Origin of the sequence: Agrobacterium rosae, assembly GCF_002915175.1 — a bacterium.
GTDB classification, from domain to species: Bacteria; Pseudomonadota; Alphaproteobacteria; order Rhizobiales; family Rhizobiaceae; genus Agrobacterium; species Agrobacterium rosae.
On record NZ_NXEJ01000012.1, the window covers coordinates 304,976 to 321,056 of the forward strand.

Sequence of the window (16,081 nt, forward strand, 5' to 3'; positions counted from 1 at the left end):
ACCATGTTAACGGTTAAGTTGAGAAAATGACAAGATCGACTTTTCGAACCACCGGTCTATTCTCATTCATCTAGTCCTGACATAGGTGTTACCTCACTACATACAATTTCCACGGATGCTCTTCTTTGAAGCCAAGTACGTCGCGGGCCTTGCGATTCGAGAGCGGTGCTTCGTCCTTTCCCATTTCCCGTAGGATCGGCGTATCAGGGCAGTATTTGGTGAGAAACTCAGCGGTCGAAAGATCGGCAGTAATTGTGTCATTGACCGCGTTGAAAATCTGAAATCCTAATCCATCTTTTTCGATGCATAGGTGAACGAGATTGCCGAGATCTCGCGCGTCCACGTAGCTCCAGGCATTGCGTTTTCTGGACATAGGATCGTCAAGAAAAGCTGGAAACTTAGAATATTCATGTGGTTCTATGACGTTGGCGATGCGCAGCGCGTAGATGTCTGCCCCGTAGCGCATGGCAAACGCACGCGCCGTCTTTTCATTCAAAAGCTTCGACAGGCCATAGCTGTCCATTGGGTCGGAATCGTAATTCTCATCCAGTGGGAATGCATGGAAATCCTTGTCTCCTTCTGCAAAACAGACACCGTAGGTCGTCTCGCTCGAGGCAATAATGACCTTGCGAACGCCCAGCTTCATAGCTGCTTCGATGACATTGTATGTGCCGACCACATTAGCTTCGAAGGTCTTGTTGTCAGGCTCGATCAACACGCGGGGAATGGCTGCAAAATGGACGACGGCATCAGGCGCAGATGGAGGAACGCCCTCTTCGAAACCGTCAAAGCCAAAATGTGTTGTCAGTGCATTGAAAACCTGACCGCTGTCGGTGATATCTGCGATCAGCGTGTTTACCCCTTGCAGATCCAAGGGCTTTAGGTCGACGTTCAAAACGGAATAGCCCTTTTCCAGCAACTTTGGAACGGCATGGCGCCCAGCCTTGCCTGTGCCACCTGTAAAGACGATACGCTTGGTCATATCTGGCCCCCTTGTAGAGCTAACTCGCTTCAAAACGGTCGATCGGCAGCCAACTGAGCACGACAATTATGTGCATCGCTGGTTTGGCACTAGCATACGATAATAATTCGGGCCAGCTTACAAGTAAGATATGTTTTGAGGGGTTTTCAGCAGTTAAATTTGTTGAAAGCACTCTGATGATAGGAGGGCGCTCTTGAGCCAATTCGATCCGGCGGCATCAATTAGGCGCTGGTGGATCTGGCAGGGAGCGATGGGGAACCATCGCCCTACCGGGGCCATTTATGTCACGCTTGTCTAAACCTGAAACATCTAAATTTCCGATAGGTCAGAGTATCTGCGCACACAAAAAGGCATCAGGGCAGACTGAAATCAATGCTTTCCGATCCTCCGTTCATCTCTTACGCCTGTCTCGGAAAAAACGAAAGCAGGGACGACAATGGGAAAGCCGTTTTACTGGAATGAATTGAACACCCTCGATTTTGCGGGCTTGTCCGTGGAGCGAACCATTGCCGTCTTGCCGATCGCTTCGACCGAACAGCACGGCCCTCACCTCCCCGTGGCGACAGATGTCGCTATTGCAAACGGAATGCTGGCGGAACTCAGGGCTCAGCGACCGGATGATCTCGACTTCCTCGTCCTGCCGACACAGGAAATCGGCAAAGCCAATGAGCATATATATGGTCCCGGCACACTATCACTCGGCCCCGAAATACTCATCCCGGCCTGGACGGCGATTGGCGCCAAGGTGGCAGAGGCGGGCGTTCGCAAAATGGTGATTGTCAACTCCCACGGCGGCAATGTCGATATCATGAGCATTGTTGCGCGTGAGTTGCGCGTCAGACATCAGATGGCGGTTGTCAGCACGCAGTGGGGCCGGTTCGGCAACCCAGACGGCATGATCTCCGAGCATGAACAGAAATTCGGGATTCACGGCGGGGATGTCGAGACGTCGCTGATGCTGCATTTGCGTCCTGACCTCGTGCGGATGGAGCACGCCCAGAATTTCACGTCCAAGGCCGAGTGGATGAAAGAAAAGTCGCGGTTCTTGCAGCCCCTTCCACCGCACTCCTTGGCCTGGATTGCTCATGACCTCAATCCCCACGGCGTCGTCGGAAATGCGGCGGCCGCCACGGCAACCAAGGGCGAAGCCATCTGCCGTCATCAGGTCGCTGGCTTCATCGACCTGTTGCGCGACCTGTCAGACTATTCACTGGACAATCTCTATGTGAAGTGAGCGCCTTCGCTTCTGTCCGGTTGACGTTGCGGCGGTATATGCCCCTTGGCTTCCAGCTCCGCCACAAGTTCTGCCAGTCGAGACAGCAGGAATTCTACGAAGAGACTGGTCACCGTATCGAGCGAAGAGCGGGACCGCGCGAAGAGCTTCATCGGTTGATGCCGAGGATGTGGGCCAGCCAACGGTCGAAAGACGAGTTCCCCTCGACGGCATTCCGACAGAACATCGAGGGGGTTGAGCAGCGTCAGCCCCGTACCCAGCTTGACCAGTTGCTTGAGCATGTCGGACGCATTGCTCTCCACAACCGGTTGGACGGCAACGGAGAGTGGCGCGAAAGCCAGATTGATGACGTTGCGAAGACTGGTGCCTGACTGTGCGAGGACCAAAGGTTCTTGTGCGATATCGGCAAGGTCGATTGGCCCCTCGCCTGCCAAACGGTGTCCTGGCGGCAGGACGGCACCAATTGGTATGTCAAAATTTGCAAGTGTGCGAATACCGGGCGTTGCCGGGATATTGAAGCCAAGGCCGATATCCACTTCGCCGGCCAGAACGGGTGAAATCGTGGTCGACGGGCCATCATTGCGCAGATGGACATGAACTCTTGAATGCTGGGCGATGAAACTGGCGACAATGTCTGGCAGCGGTCCCGCGGCGAGACCGACGGTCGCGACCATCGAAACCTTGCCCGCCTGAGGCGTTTTCAATCCGCGAATGCGACCTTCCATCCGCTCATAGGTCTTGAGAACTTCGCGGATGTGTTCGATGCACAATTCTCCTGCTGCCGTCAGCCTCAGCCCTCGCGGCATACGCTCGAAGATCGGCGCACCCAACTCTTCCTCCAAGGCCAGTATCTGGCGGTTGATCGCTGATGATGCGACGTTCAGCCTGGCAGCAGCCTTGCGGATCGAACCACATCTGGCAATCTCATCGATGTAGCGAAGTTTTCGTGAGTGCAGCACGGAAGAACCCTTTGCTCAAATTTAAGGAAGGCTGCCATTTTCAGCAGTCGGTTTCGCAAGCGATGCCGTAAAGGCATCAATGCGCACGAATTTTGATGCTTTTCAAAGATCAATGCAACAGCTCAAATGAAAGGGAACAGGCACGCCTACGATGCCGGTAAAAGGGGAACAGATCGAAATGTTCAGATATTCCGAGACGAAGAACTGCCTTGCCGCATTGGGTTTGTGTGCCGCTACCTTATCCGCTCCGCAAGCATGGGCGCTTGATGAAGTCAGCTACGGAACCAACTGGCTGGCGCAGGCTGAACATGGCGGCTTCTACCAGGCGATTGCGGATGGCACATACGAGCGACACGGTCTGAAAGTAACAATCGTTCAAGGCGGCCCCAACGCTGCCAACCGTTCCTTGTTGTTTGCCGGAAAAGTCGATTTCTATATGAGCGGCCAATTGGGCGACATGGATGCCCGCAAAGAGGGGATTCCGGTGGTCGGCGTTGCCTCGCTGTTCCAGAAAGACCCGCAGGTCCTGATGGCGCACCCCGATGCTGGCATCGAGACGTTCGGCGATATGAGCAAGCTGACGACCGTGTTCATGGGCAAGGAAGGTTTTACCACCTACTTCGAATGGATGAAAAAGAATTTCCCCGGCTTCAGGGAAGAGCAATACAAGCCCTACACGTTCAACCCGGCACCGTTCATCGCCGACAAGCAATCCGCACAGCAGGGCTACCTGACATCGGAGCCTTACGAGATCGAAAAGCAGACAGGCTGGAAGCCGAAGATCTTCCTGCTGGCTGATGCCGGATACGCCCCCTATTCGACCATGATAACCGCCATGCAGAAGACCGTGGACGAAAAGCCTGAAATGGTTCAGCGCTTCGTCGATGCCACGCTGGAGGGTTGGTACTCGTACCTCTACGGCGACAACAAAGCCGCCAACGATCTCATCAAGAAAGACAACCCGGAGATGACGGATGGCCAGATCGCCTTTTCCATCGCGAAGATGAAGGAATACGGCATTCTTGAATCTGGTGAAGCAGCGACAAAGGGCATCGGCTGCATGACCGACGAGAGATACAAGACGTTCTTCGACAATATGGTGGCAATTGGTGTTGAACCAGCCGACCTGGACTACAAGCAGGCTTATACGACAAAGTTCGTTTGCAAAGGCGTGGGCATGGCCCTCAAAAAATAAGAGAGCGCGATGGGATCGTACACCTCACTCCGATGGGTGAGCCGTGGCCATCCCATCACCCGGCCTTCTCACTGAAACTCCCGACGCCACGACGTTTGCCAAGGCCATGCTATGACCCTATCGCCAGTTTCGAAATTGCCATCCAGTAAAGAAGGTCGCAAACGACCGCTGGTCAGCATGAAGGGCGTTTCAAAGCAGTTTTCAAACGGAACGCTGGCGCTCTCCGACGTTTCGTTGAGCATCGAGAATGGCGAATTCGTCAGCCTGCTCGGGCCGTCCGGCTGTGGAAAATCGACAGCACTAAGGATTATCGCGGGGCTCGGAAACGCGACCTCCGGCACGATCGATTGGCCGAGTTCACGGATCAATTCCAACGGCCTGCCGGAAGGTGACATCTCGTTCGTCTTTCAGGAACCGACACTGATGCCCTGGCAGACGGTGTTTGGCAACGTCCATCTGCCATTGAAGCTGCGGGGCGTGTCCAAAGCGGCCGCCAGAAATGACGTCGCGCGTGCGCTTGAGACGGTTGGTCTCAGCGATTTCAAAAAGGCTTACCCGCGCGAACTCTCCGGCGGCATGAAGATGCGTGTCTCGATCGCTCGGGCGCTCGTGACGAAGCCGAAACTGCTGTTGATGGACGAGCCATTCGCGGCGCTCGACGAGATAACGCGACAAAAACTGAATGACGACGTGCTGAAGCTTTGGAAGCAGACCGGCATCGCTGTCGTCTTCGTCACCCATTCGGTTTTCGAAAGCGCTTACCTGTCAAACCGTATTGTCATCATGCGACCAAGGCCGGGTCGCGTGCATGCGGATTTCCCTCTCGTCACCAGCCTAGAGCGGGACGCCCGTTATCGCACTTCTGAGGAATATCGTCAGGCCTGCGAGAAAGTCTCCAACATGCTGATCGAAGCCATGGACGGCGGAGAACACCCATGACCTTCAACCGTGACGTGGCTTTGCGCATAACAATTCCGATCGCGGTGGTGATCTGCATGATCGCGATATGGCAGGCCATCATCAGCGCGTACGCGATCCCGCAATATATCCTGCCTGGCCCCATCGCTGTGGGAAAATCCCTTTACAATGACTGGGGCACGTTGTCGCCAGCACTGCTGGTGACCACGAAGATCACGCTTCAGGCATTGGCCTTGGCCTTGCTGGGCGGGGTCGGCATTGCCATTATTCTCGTGCAATCGAAATGGCTGGAAATTGCGCTGTATCCGATCACGGTCATTCTCCAAGTGACACCGATCGTCGCGATTGCGCCGCTGATCCTCATCTACACACCGACGACCCAGATCGCGCTGCTGATCTGCGCCTTCCTTGTCGCATTTTTCCCGATCCTGTCGAACATGGCGCAGGGCCTGAAAAGCGTAGATCACAATCTGCTCAACCTGTTCGACCTGTACGGCGCATCCCGTTGGCAAACGCTGATCTATCTCAAGCTGCCATCGGCGTTGCCCTACTTCATGACGGGTCTGCGGATTGGCGGTGGGCTTGCACTCATCGCAGCCGTCGTCGCAGAATTCGCCGCAGGTTCGGCAGGCGCTGGCTCCGGCCTCGCATTCCGGTTGCTGGAATCACAATACCGGCTCAACATTCCACGGCTTTTCGCAGCACTGGTGCTGTTGTCGCTGCTGGGCGTTGTGATCTTCTGTATAACCTCCTTTGTTTCGTGGTTCTTTCTGCACCGGTGGCACGAAAGCAGCCTGAGGAGAGAAAACTGATGACCGATGGATTTGTGGTCCTGCCAAAGGCAGACCGTTTCGCACTCACGCACGCCACCTTGCCTTCGGTGACGGTTGAAGGGTTTCAAGCACAGGCTAAGGATGGCCTTGTTTCTGCGGACATCGTGATCGCCAACGGCATGATCGAGGCGGTCTTACCGGCCGGTTCCACCCCTTCGGACATGCCACAGGCCGACCTTCGCGACGGCATGATTTTCCCGTGTTTCGTCGACATGCACACCCATCTGGACAAGGGCCATGTGTGGGACCGCCGGCCGAACCCCGACGGCACATTCACAGGAGCCCTCGAGAATGTGCGCGCCGACCGCATCGCCCATTGGTCGCGCGACGATGTCCGCGCACGTATAGAGTTTTCACTCAAGGCAGCCTATGCCCACGGCACGAAGCTGATCCGCACGCATCTGGACAGCATTCCACCGCAGACGGATATCTCCTTTCCCCTGTTTGCGGAAATCCAGGACGAATGGAAGGACCGCATCGCTTTGCAGGCGGTTTCCCTTCTGCCGCTCGAGAGCGTGCTCGACAAACCGGTGTTCGACGCCATCGTCGCCACCACCAAACGACATGGCGGCCTGCTGGGTGGCGCGACCCGCATCCTGCCGGATCTCGATAAAATCCTCGACACCATGTTTCGCAACGCTGCGGATAACGGCCTCGACATTGATCTGCATGTCGATGAGACCGAGGACCGGGAAGTCTTGACGCTGGAGGCCATCGCCGACGCAAAACTTCGTCACGGTTTTGACGGCACCGTCACCGTGGGGCATTGCTGCTCGCTAGCGCGCCAAGACGACGACACGATAAAGCGGGTGATCGACAAGGTCGCCAAGGCGAACATCTCTGTCGTGTCATTGCCGATGTGCAATATGTACCTTCAGGACCGCCATGCGGGCCGAACGCCGCGCTGGCGTGGCACGACTTTGTTCAAGGAACTCACCGCCGCCGGTGTGCCCACCGCCGTCGCCTCCGATAACACCCGTGATCCCTTCTATGCCTATGGCGATCTCGACGCAGTCGAGGTGTTGCGAGAAGCGGTGCGCATTCTCCATCTGGATCACCCGATCGATGACGTCGCACGCGTCTTTACCACGACGCCTGCCGACATCCTCGGACGCCGTGATGTCGGCCGAATCGGCGCGGGCCTGCCCGCCGATCTGGTCCTGTTCAGTGCGCGTCGGTGGAGCGAATTCCTGTCCCGTCCGCAGGCGGATCGCATCGTGATACGCGATGGCAAGGCCATCGACCGTTGCCTGCCGGACTACCGAGACCTTGATCCCATCCTGATGAAAGAGTGACCCATGGCCGACTATGCGCAGATCAAGAAAGAGCTAGAAGGCATTGCGACAGAAGACAATCCCGCCCTCGTGCGTCAGAAAAGTCGGGATTTTTACTGGTATTCCCCTGTCCTGAAACGTCAGTTGGACAATGTTACAGCCGACCTCGTCGTTTCGCCAAAGTCGGTCGAGGAGGTCATCCAAACTCTCAAGGTTGCCTATGCCCATTCCGTGCCGGTGACACCACGCGGCGCCGGCAGCGGCAATTACGGCCAGGCCATGCCACTTTCGGGTGGTATCGTCCTCAATCTCATCAACATGAATGCGGTCAAGGAAATCCATCCCGGCCGCGTCATCGCCGAGCCTGGCGTTGTCATCGCTCAACTGGATCGCCAGACAAAAGCGCATTCCAACCAGGAACTGCGCTTCCATCCATCTACAGCGCAATCAGCAACGATCGGCGGTTTTATCGCCGGGGGTTCCGGCGGCGTTGGCTCCATCCATTGGGGCGGGTTGCGTGATTTGGGCAATATCCTGCGCCTGCGCGTCGTCACCATGGAGGCCGAACCACGGGTGCTCGATCTGACGGCATGGGACCTGCAAAAAGTAACACACGCCTATGGCACCAATGGCATCATCGTTGAAGTGGAAATGCCGCTCGCCCCCGCCTATGAATGGGTAGACGTTCTCGTCGGTTATGACGATTACATGGATGCGGTTCGCCTTGGCGATGCGATTGCCCACAAGAACGGTATTCTCGTGAAGGAAATCGCGCCGATTGCGGCACCCATTCCGTATGACTATTTCCCGCGGCACAAACCGTTCATTCGGCATCGAGGTCAGTCGATCTGCGTTTTCATGGTAGCACCCCAGTCTATGGATGCGTTTGCCGCTTTCACCGAACGTCAGCACGGCGAAATCCTGTTTCGCTCCGACAAGGTCGAAAGCATGAAAGGCATCCCGCACGCCTATGAACTTGCCTGGAACCACACGACACTGCGCGCGCTGAAGGTCGACCCCAGCTTCACCTATCTACAGGTTCAATATCCGGGGCCTGATCATGTCGCTAAAGTCCAAAGGATGACTGAGATTTTCGGCGATGAGGTTCCGGGACACCTGGAGTTCCTCAAATTCGATGGTCACATCCAGTGCTCGGGCCTACCGCTGGTGCGCTTCACCACGGAAGAACGGTTGGAGGAAATCATAAAAATCCATCAGGACAATGGTTGCCCGATCTTCAATCCCCATCGCTACACGCTCGAGGAAGGTGGCATGAAGCAGACGGACACCGTACAGCTTGCCTTTAAAAAAGAAACCGATCCGAATGGCCTGCTCAACCCTGGCAAGATGATCGCCTGGGACAATCCTGACTTCGACTTCAAAAGCGGTGAGAACTACCTCTTCCCCGGTTTGGCGGCAGCGGGTGGCTGATGAAGATTTTGCTCCTCCACTCTCATCCGGTTGAATCGAGCTTCGGCTCGGCCTTGCATGTCGAGGCCCTGAACACCCTGCGCACTGCGGGCCATGAGGTGGACGATTGCGATCTCTATGCAGAAAATTTCGATCCTGTGCTCACCCGCGATGAACGCCTTGGTTACCACACCGTGCCAACCAATATCGAGCCGGTGCGCTCATATGTCGAACGGTTGCGCGCCGCCGATGCACTGATAATCGTGACACCCGTTTGGAACTTCGGATGGCCAGCTATTCTCAAAGGCTATTTCGACCGCGTCTGGCTGCCGGGTGTCACCTTCGACATGGATGAGGGTGACCGTGGCAAACTCACCCGCAAGCTCACCAACATCAAGAAAATCATCGTGTTGACGACCTATGGCGGAAATCGCTGGCGTGCTTTCCTGGCGGGTGACCCGCCGCGGAAGATGGCAACCCGTGTGCTGCGCGCAGTCGCCAGACCGGCAAGAGGCGTCACCTACCTTGCGCATTACGATATGAACAATTGCACGGTTGAAACCCGTAGGAGATTTCTGGCGAAGGTCCGTGCGGAAATGCAGCGCCTTTAGACAATGCGCTAAAAATTATGACCTTTTGACCATCTCAAAAAACCTTGGCGGCGGTAATCTCTACCTCGACCAGGAATTCCTCGCGGGTGAAGCCGCCGACCACAAGCAAGGTCGAAACCGGCTTCGGATCAAGCGTAAAACGATCGCGAACGGCCATATAGGCTGGGAAGTCTTCGCGCTTGGTGACGAAACCGGAGGTGCGTATGACATCCGCATAGGTCATGCCCGCCTCCTCCAAAATGGCGCTAAGCGCCTTGAAGCACAGTTCTGCTTGAGAGGTGACGTCTGGTGGGACTATTTCATCCGGGCCGATCCCCAGTTGCCCAGATGTAACGAGCAGGCTCGCACCAGGCTCCACCAGCAATCCATGATTATAAGCGCCGAACGGTTGGCGCACGCAGGGAGGATTGAAAACACGCTTCATGTTGCACTTCTTTTGATGATGGTGAGAAGAAGCTAGCTCGGCTTGTCTCATACTTCAATCCACATGAGCCCAACGGAAAGCTGTTTACCTAATTGGTCAAGTTCGCCATCGAACTGCAGTCGATCGCTTGCGAAAAACAAATATGCATGTCGGCTCGTCTGAGCAACATCATATCGGCTAACGAGGTAATTTGAGGCCACGCTCTTGAACCATTATGAACCGACGACCCAGCAATTTGGGGGACTCGGTGACTGGTTTAGCTAGATAAGGCTGTCCGTTAGCAGGCCGCGCCAGTCATTGATGCGCCCTCCCTGACTGCGTCGGCAAGAAAGTAGAAAACCGTGCGGACCCGCATTGGAAGATTTCGGCGCGAAGCATAGACCGCGGTGATCGGCAGCCGTGCCTTCGGCAGACAAGGCAGAACGTTGATGAGCCTCTCCGATGCGATGTCTTCGGCAACGAGGATATGAGAGAGGATGGCCAGCCCTCCTCCGGCGACGGTCGCTCGATAGACAGCACTCGCATTGTTGAACACCATCCGCGGACTAATCGCTGCCCGCACCTGATCGGCACCATCGGCAAATATCCATGCACGCGTTTCACCGCCGCGGCTGTAGCAAATGCAGTCGTGCTCTGCGATCTCGCTTAGGCCACGAGGTTGGCCTCGCTCTGCGACATAGCCGGGCGATGCAACAAGAAAGGCCGTGGTCCAGCCAAGCCGGCGACAGATCAGGCTGCTGTCGGAAACGTCACCGAGACGAACTTCTATGTCTAAGGGAAGGAATGTTTAGCGGCGTAAACGCGGTGCACGAAATGCTGCGATGACTCACGACACCAAAAACGCGTTATGACTCATCATCAAAAACATTTATTGAATCATCACCTTGAACTCGTATTTACTCGACGTTAAAAACGCGCATATAAACGACATCAAAAACGTGCAATGATGCAGGAATTGCCTTTGAGCCGGGGCATTGTGAGTTCGCGAAAGAATAACGAGGTCGTGAGAACCAAATGGCTACACCAAATGAAAAGTTGGCTGACGCTCTGCAAGCCCTCAAAACATTGCAGGATGGCGGGCGTCGAATACTCAAGTCCGACGAGTTCAGCCGACTACACCGAGAGCGCCTTACACGGAGCGGATTTCTCCAAGAAGTCATCCGCGGCTGGCAAATGTCAACGGGACCCCAGTCCCAAGACGGCGACACAACCCTTTGGTACGCTTCATTCTGGGAGTTCTGCTCCCTCTACTGCGACGACCGCTTTGGACGGGAATGGCATCTGTCACCGGAACAATCGATGCTACTCCACGCAGAAGCAACTGCGATTCCGCCCCAGGTGATTATCAACAGTCCAAAGGCAACGAGCAACAATTTATCACTGCTTTTTGGCACATCCATCTACGATCTCAAGACCAAGCAAATGCCACCGCGCGAGGATCTCGTCGAGAAAAACGGATTGAGGTTCTATACTGCGGACGCCGCCCTGGTAAAAGTTGCTGAAGCGTTTTTCAAAAGATCACCTATCGAAGCCCAGATCGTGCTGAAATCAATGCGCGATGTGTCGGGTGTCCTCGGTCGATTACTCGACGGAGGGCATTCGGCCGTGGCAGGCCGTCTGGCCGGGGCATTTCGGCGCATAGGAAAAGGCGAGTTCGCCGACGATATCTTGAAAACGATGAAAGGCGCGATGTACGACGTTAGAGAGACCGACCCGTTCGATCAAAACCAGCAAGTCTCCACCTTAGCTGTCGCTGGATCTCCCATTGTGGCGCGTCTCAATGCTATATGGGAAAGCCAGCGTCAGGCGGTCCTCGATGTTTTTCCTGCTGCACCCGGACTTCCCTCGGACACCACCGAATTCATAAAATCGGTCGAGGACATATACAAGAACGACGCATACCATTCGCTTTCGATCGAAGGGTACAGCGTTACTCCGGAACTCATTGATCGCGTGCGCGCTGGTACGTGGGATCCGGATGTGGATCAGCAGGATCGGCAAAACCGGGACGCCCTGGCAGCACGCGGTTATTGGCAGGCATTTCAGAGCGTGAAGGAATCTGTTGCGGAGATTCTCCGCGGTGCACCGGCGGGAGCCGTTATCCGTATGCAACATAGGGATTGGTACCGCGAACTGTTCGGTCCCTCCGTAGCCGCAGGTATCCTAAAACCCAGCGCCCTCGCGGGCTATCGAAACCACCCTGTATATCTTCGCGGATCATGGCACGTACCACCGCGTTCCGAAGCGGTTCCGGATGGAATGGAGACCCTGTTCGATCTACTGGAGAAGGAAAGCGAACCAGCGGTTAGGGCAGTCCTTGGCCACTGGTTGATAGGCTATGTTCATCCCTATCCTGACGGCAACGGACGGATGGCACGCTTCCTAATGAACGCCATGTTCGCCTCGGGTGGGTTTCCATGGGCAGTGGTTAGGGTTGAGGATCGGTCAACTTATTTGTCCGGCCTTGAACAGGCGAGCGTCCACATGAACGTCAAACCGTTCGCGGAATTCATCGCGGAGCGCACCTCTTGGTCGATGAGTAAGGCACTCTAAAATCATCGATCGCCTTGATAGGGATAGAACTGTGGAAATGAAATTCTAGGATGATGACCTGACACGACAGGGTTTCAAGCTTACACGGTGAAGCAAATGAGAGGCCCAAGATTCGGCGTCACTGTATGTTTGCGGCAAGATACTGCTAACGAATTTTGGCAGCCATATTTTGACGGCGGCGAGAAAAGGAAATGCTGAGGAGAATTTTGGGTTACCATTTCAGGTCGTAATTCCACGGAACTGCTTGAGGTGATTAAACATCCAGTCTGAAAACATGATCATTGCCTGGAGGGTTCACACAGCCTAATCGGCTGCATGCCACAAGCGATCCGAAAAAAACCTCTGGCGGGTAATTGCCATGATGGCAGCATGTTTCGTCGGAAGATTGACGCTCTTAACGTGGGAAAAGCCAGATTTCTGGAGATTGCGCAACTGCCGATGATGGCTGCTGCTTGGCTCCTGCACGATAGATTGGGTGCGGGGATCGTCTAGAAACATGTAGTGGAGAAGCGAAGGTAGCCATGCGGTGAACCAGTCACGACCTCTGCAAGCGTCATCACCGACGATGACATGGCAGCCTCGGTCGTAGTCACCTGCATCGCAGAATGTGCCAACGCTATCTTCTTTAGCCCAGTAGACTTCGAAATAGGCGAATGCCTTGCAATCGAAACGGCCGATCAGCGGCATAATATGCGGATCGGCAAACATGCCCGCCAGATAGCGGCGATGCCTGTCTTCGTCGCCAGCCTCGTGCCAAAACTCGTTGACCCGTGGCTCATTCATCCAGCGATGCACGACTGGCAGAGCGTCAAGCGTGGCCACATCGAGCGAAAATACGCCGCCTAGCCAGGGAATATAGCGAGCATAGACAGTTCCCCGCGGCTTGGGTGGCCGCCAGGGATGCGCTATCCTGCCATCGAAAATATCATGCCGTGGAAAAGCAGTCGAGGCAGACGAAGTCCAGACGCCGGTTGTTTGCCAGAACATATTGGCGAACAAGATCAGTTGCCCGGCTGCTTCATCCTCGTGAAGCCAAATTCCATTGCGAGACAACTCGTCGCGAATGCCGAACCACCCCTCACCCTTAAGTGCCAGAGATAGAAGTGCGGATGACGTTGCAAACAAATACTCTAAAACGGCACTCACCAACCGCCAGCGGTTATCCACATCTCGAGAAATATCGACAATTTCAATCTGAGCATTGGAACCGCTCAGGGTAAGCCGGAACGTAGCATTCCGGTCTTGCCCAGTTGAGACTGACAAGACAAAATCTCTTCGACGCACCTCGACGGCATCCAGACCGTCGAGGCAGAAGGCTCGATAGACGACAGGGTCGGACGCCGAAACCGATGAAAGGCACCCGGAGGGATTGACGATACCGTGCCCTATGTCACCCTGATGATCCATCAGAAGACTTTCGTCAGCGAAACGGCGAAGGTACGACCGCGCCCCTTGTAGTCGAAGATTTCATTGGCCACGGACTGACCCACCGTGCCGCCGTAGAGTGCTTTCGCACGAGAGCCCCAGACGGTCGTGTAATCCGTATCAAAGACATTCTGAATGCCGAAATTCAGCGTCGTATTGGCTGTTTCAAATTTGTAGCCGCCTGTCAGATCGAAAAGCGTATAACCTTCGATTTTGAAGTTGTCGGCATCCGTCAGATCGAAAATATGCTGCCCAGTGAATTTGAGACTGAGCGCATCGTTCGTCCAGCCGACATAACCGCCTACCTTGGAAACACTGGCATTTTGTACTGTTGCCTTTTCCCAACCATTGTCACCCTTCACGTCTGTGCGAACCCATTGGCCCAATACCCCAACGTCAAAACCGTGGTCGAGCTTTGCTCCTAGTTTGCCTTCCACGCCATACACGCGCTTGTCCTCGTTGAGTACGCTGACCGCAAGGGATGTGCGGTCAAGTGTAATGGATTTGTCGGACAAGGAATAATAGGCCGCAGTTTCCATAGTATACGTGCCATCATCAAAACGGTATCCGACTTCAACGGAGTTCGTTTTAATGGCCTGCAGCGCAGAATCCGCTACGTTCACGCTGTTGTTTAAGACGTATCGATTTCCGACACGCGTATAACTGCCCACGCCGTAATATTTGGCGGGATCAGGCAGTTCGAACCCTTGGCTGAAATTGGCATAGACTTGCTGCGTATTCGTAATTTCATATGCCGCACCGAAGTTTAACAAGAAGTCGTCATAGCTGACACTACCACCGGGAATGGTATCCGCTGAGGTTCCGGAGCCTTGAACGATGGCGACCTGCTGGCCAGCTCCCACAAAATCCGAAACTTTCGTGTGAACGAACTGGTACCGTGCTCCACCGTTGACCGTGAGACGATCCGTAGCCTCATAGGATGCTTCTGCAAAACCTGCGATCGTAGAGACTTTGATGCTCGGATAGAGGCCCGCTATTCCAATCGTATTGAAATCAAGCCCACCGCTGGACGATGCGGTCGCGTAATCAAATACGTTCTGGTGAGAGGATAGTGCATCGTGATCGGCGTCGAGACCATAAGTGATCTTCAGCTTATCGGTCGGCTCTGCAACCAAAGCAGCCTTCCCAGAGAAGTAGTCCGTATCCTGCGCACTTCCACCAAAGTAGAAGCCGAAGGGCAGCGAAGAACTGTTGGATGCCGGGAACGGGCTGAATGATATGCGCTCCTTCCGAAAAGCACCTTGCAACAACAATTGCTGTCCGAGGAAGTCCTCATCTGTGTAGGTGGCGTTCAGCATCGTGCGTTGCGTGCGTGGATTGAAGTCTGAATCGTATCCAGCGCGTGTTTCGAAAAGAGATGGATTTCGCGTCAGAAAACCACCCAAGCCCGCACCGTAATAAAGCCCATAGTCAGAATCCTGTCTGCTATCATAATACTGTCCGGACAGTTCTAACCTGCGCGTATCGTCGATTTGAAAACCAACCGACCCAAGGAAATCCAAACGCTTATTGAACGCAGTCGACGTCTGAACGATGTCCGGGATAACCATAGTGCCGCTACCATCGTAGTAAGCTCCACTGCGATTTCCAGAGATGGAGAGACGTGCATCCCAATTCTCGGCATTATACGTCACAGCGCCCTTGGCGAAGCGGTCGAAATCCTGGCTTCCAGCAAAACCGCTTTCCGCGCCGACGGAAACTTCGCTGTGCATGCCCGTTGGGGCGTCCTTACCCTTTTTGGTGATGATGTTGATGATGCCGCCGGTTGCGTTGCCGCCGTAGATGGCTGTCGCACCGGACAAGACTTCGATGCGCGCAATATTGAACGGGTCAATCGAGTCGAACTGGCGGCTTAGTCCGCGGGCGGAGTTCATGGACACGCCATCGATCAGCACGAGAGCCGAACGACCGCGAAGATTTTGACCATAGGAGGTTCTCGCACCATCGCTGGCGGGGTCGAAGCTTGGGACCGTATCAGCGAGTATCTGCTGAACGGACTTCCCGGCATTGGCCTGCGAAGAGATTTCTTCGCTTTCCACCACATAGATCGTTTTGGCAGTTTCGGAAATCTGCTGCGGAGAGCGGCCACCTGTCACCACAATTGTTTCCAGAACCGTCAAGTCCCCGCTCGCCTGCGTATTTTCAGACGCATCCTGCGCTTGCGCTGATGCATGCAAACCCGTTGCAACGGCGATAGCCAACAGGCTAACGCCAATATTCCACTTTCTGAACATTTCGCCCC

General features: G+C 54.9%; 14 protein-coding genes. 8 read left to right on the forward strand and 6 right to left on the reverse strand.

What is annotated here, in order from left to right; genetic code table 11:
- Positions 1 to 88: 88 nt before the first annotated feature.
- On the reverse strand, positions 89 to 982 hold the full coding sequence (locus CPJ18_RS24210; RefSeq protein WP_077122908.1) for an NAD-dependent epimerase/dehydratase family protein: 894 nt from the start codon (positions 980 to 982) through the stop codon (positions 89 to 91).
- 436 nt (positions 983 to 1,418) lie between these two features.
- Between CPJ18_RS24210 and CPJ18_RS24215 the strand changes: the two genes are divergently transcribed.
- On the forward strand, positions 1,419 to 2,216 hold the full coding sequence (locus tag CPJ18_RS24215) for a creatininase family protein (protein WP_103660304.1): 798 nt from the start codon (positions 1,419 to 1,421) through the stop codon (positions 2,214 to 2,216).
- Here CPJ18_RS24215 and CPJ18_RS24220 read toward each other — a convergent pair.
- A complete protein-coding gene (locus CPJ18_RS24220) occupies positions 2,204 to 3,175 on the reverse strand; it encodes a LysR family transcriptional regulator (RefSeq protein WP_077122910.1) in 972 nt (323 codons plus the stop codon). The two genes, CPJ18_RS24215 and CPJ18_RS24220, sit on opposite strands and share 13 nt — an antisense overlap.
- 178 nt (positions 3,176 to 3,353) lie before the next feature.
- Here CPJ18_RS24220 and CPJ18_RS24225 point away from each other — a divergent pair, with 178 nt between their 5' ends.
- The 6 genes from CPJ18_RS24225 (at position 3,354) to CPJ18_RS24250 (ending at position 9,416) form a co-directional block, all read left to right on the forward strand.
- Complete coding sequence (locus CPJ18_RS24225) at positions 3,354 to 4,370, forward strand: ABC transporter substrate-binding protein (RefSeq protein WP_103660354.1); 1,017 nt, start codon at positions 3,354 to 3,356, stop codon at positions 4,368 to 4,370.
- Between the two features lie 111 nt (positions 4,371 to 4,481).
- A complete protein-coding gene (locus CPJ18_RS24230) occupies positions 4,482 to 5,309 on the forward strand; it encodes an ABC transporter ATP-binding protein (RefSeq protein WP_103660305.1) in 828 nt (275 codons plus the stop codon).
- Entirely contained in the window at positions 5,306 to 6,100 is a 795-nt protein-coding gene (locus tag CPJ18_RS24235) for an ABC transporter permease (protein ID WP_077122912.1), read from the forward strand. Before CPJ18_RS24230 ends, CPJ18_RS24235 begins: the two co-directional genes overlap by 4 nt.
- Positions 6,100 to 7,416 (forward strand): cytosine deaminase, encoded by a 1,317-nt coding sequence (locus tag CPJ18_RS24240; protein ID WP_103660306.1) that lies wholly within the window; start codon positions 6,100 to 6,102, stop codon positions 7,414 to 7,416. The genes CPJ18_RS24235 and CPJ18_RS24240 overlap by 1 nt, the downstream gene beginning before the upstream one ends.
- Positions 7,417 to 7,419: 3 nt before the next feature.
- Positions 7,420 to 8,826 (forward strand): FAD-binding oxidoreductase, encoded by a 1,407-nt coding sequence (locus tag CPJ18_RS24245; protein ID WP_103660307.1) that lies wholly within the window; start codon positions 7,420 to 7,422, stop codon positions 8,824 to 8,826.
- Positions 8,826 to 9,416 carry an NAD(P)H-dependent oxidoreductase gene (locus tag CPJ18_RS24250; RefSeq protein ID WP_103660308.1) on the forward strand — a complete coding sequence of 197 codons (591 nt, stop codon included), beginning with the start codon at positions 8,826 to 8,828 and terminating at the stop codon, positions 9,414 to 9,416. Before CPJ18_RS24245 ends, CPJ18_RS24250 begins: the two co-directional genes overlap by 1 nt.
- Positions 9,417 to 9,450: 34 nt before the next feature.
- Here the strand turns inward: CPJ18_RS24250 and CPJ18_RS24255 are convergent, their stop codons facing one another.
- Complete coding sequence (locus CPJ18_RS24255; protein WP_103660309.1) at positions 9,451 to 9,840, reverse strand: RidA family protein; 390 nt, start codon at positions 9,838 to 9,840, stop codon at positions 9,451 to 9,453.
- Positions 9,841 to 10,117: 277 nt separating this feature from the next.
- Complete coding sequence (locus tag CPJ18_RS24260) at positions 10,118 to 10,609, reverse strand: substrate binding domain-containing protein (RefSeq protein WP_103660310.1); 492 nt, start codon at positions 10,607 to 10,609, stop codon at positions 10,118 to 10,120.
- 245 nt (positions 10,610 to 10,854) lie between these two features.
- Here CPJ18_RS24260 and CPJ18_RS24265 point away from each other — a divergent pair, with 245 nt between their 5' ends.
- The gene (locus CPJ18_RS24265) at positions 10,855 to 12,393 is read left to right on the forward strand and encodes a Fic family protein (RefSeq protein ID WP_103660311.1); all 1,539 of its coding nucleotides are present in this window, start codon (positions 10,855 to 10,857) and stop codon (positions 12,391 to 12,393) included.
- A gap of 303 nt (positions 12,394 to 12,696) precedes the next feature.
- Here CPJ18_RS24265 and CPJ18_RS24270 read toward each other — a convergent pair whose 3' ends face one another.
- Both CPJ18_RS24270 and rhtA read right to left on the reverse strand, forming a co-directional pair.
- Complete coding sequence (locus CPJ18_RS24270; RefSeq protein WP_103660312.1) at positions 12,697 to 13,800, reverse strand: GNAT family N-acetyltransferase; 1,104 nt, start codon at positions 13,798 to 13,800, stop codon at positions 12,697 to 12,699.
- Positions 13,800 to 16,073 carry a TonB-dependent siderophore receptor RhtA gene (gene rhtA / locus CPJ18_RS24275; RefSeq protein WP_103660313.1) on the reverse strand — a complete coding sequence of 758 codons (2,274 nt, stop codon included), beginning with the start codon at positions 16,071 to 16,073 and terminating at the stop codon, positions 13,800 to 13,802. Before rhtA ends, CPJ18_RS24270 begins: the two co-directional genes overlap by 1 nt.
- Positions 16,074 to 16,081: the final 8 nt, after the last annotated feature.

Excerpts from the sequence above, each read along its gene's own strand:
- CPJ18_RS24210 (WP_077122908.1), bottom strand. The coding sequence starts at position 982 with ATGACCAAGCGTATCGTCTTTACAGGTGGCACAGGCAAGGCTGGGCGC.
- CPJ18_RS24215 (WP_103660304.1), top strand. The coding sequence starts at position 1,419 with ATGGGAAAGCCGTTTTACTGGAATGAATTGAACACCCTCGATTTTGCG.
- CPJ18_RS24225 (WP_103660354.1), top strand. The coding sequence starts at position 3,354 with ATGTTCAGATATTCCGAGACGAAGAACTGCCTTGCCGCATTGGGTTTG.
- CPJ18_RS24230 (WP_103660305.1), top strand. The coding sequence starts at position 4,482 with ATGACCCTATCGCCAGTTTCGAAATTGCCATCCAGTAAAGAAGGTCGC.
- CPJ18_RS24235 (WP_077122912.1), top strand. The coding sequence starts at position 5,306 with ATGACCTTCAACCGTGACGTGGCTTTGCGCATAACAATTCCGATCGCG.
- CPJ18_RS24240 (WP_103660306.1), top strand. The coding sequence starts at position 6,100 with ATGACCGATGGATTTGTGGTCCTGCCAAAGGCAGACCGTTTCGCACTC.
- CPJ18_RS24245 (WP_103660307.1), top strand. The coding sequence starts at position 7,420 with ATGGCCGACTATGCGCAGATCAAGAAAGAGCTAGAAGGCATTGCGACA.
- CPJ18_RS24250 (WP_103660308.1), top strand. The coding sequence starts at position 8,826 with ATGAAGATTTTGCTCCTCCACTCTCATCCGGTTGAATCGAGCTTCGGC.
- CPJ18_RS24255 (WP_103660309.1), bottom strand. The coding sequence starts at position 9,840 with ATGAAGCGTGTTTTCAATCCTCCCTGCGTGCGCCAACCGTTCGGCGCT.
- CPJ18_RS24265 (WP_103660311.1), top strand. The coding sequence starts at position 10,855 with ATGGCTACACCAAATGAAAAGTTGGCTGACGCTCTGCAAGCCCTCAAA.
- CPJ18_RS24270 (WP_103660312.1), bottom strand. The coding sequence starts at position 13,800 with ATGGATCATCAGGGTGACATAGGGCACGGTATCGTCAATCCCTCCGGG.
- rhtA (WP_103660313.1), bottom strand. The coding sequence starts at position 16,073 with ATGTTCAGAAAGTGGAATATTGGCGTTAGCCTGTTGGCTATCGCCGTT.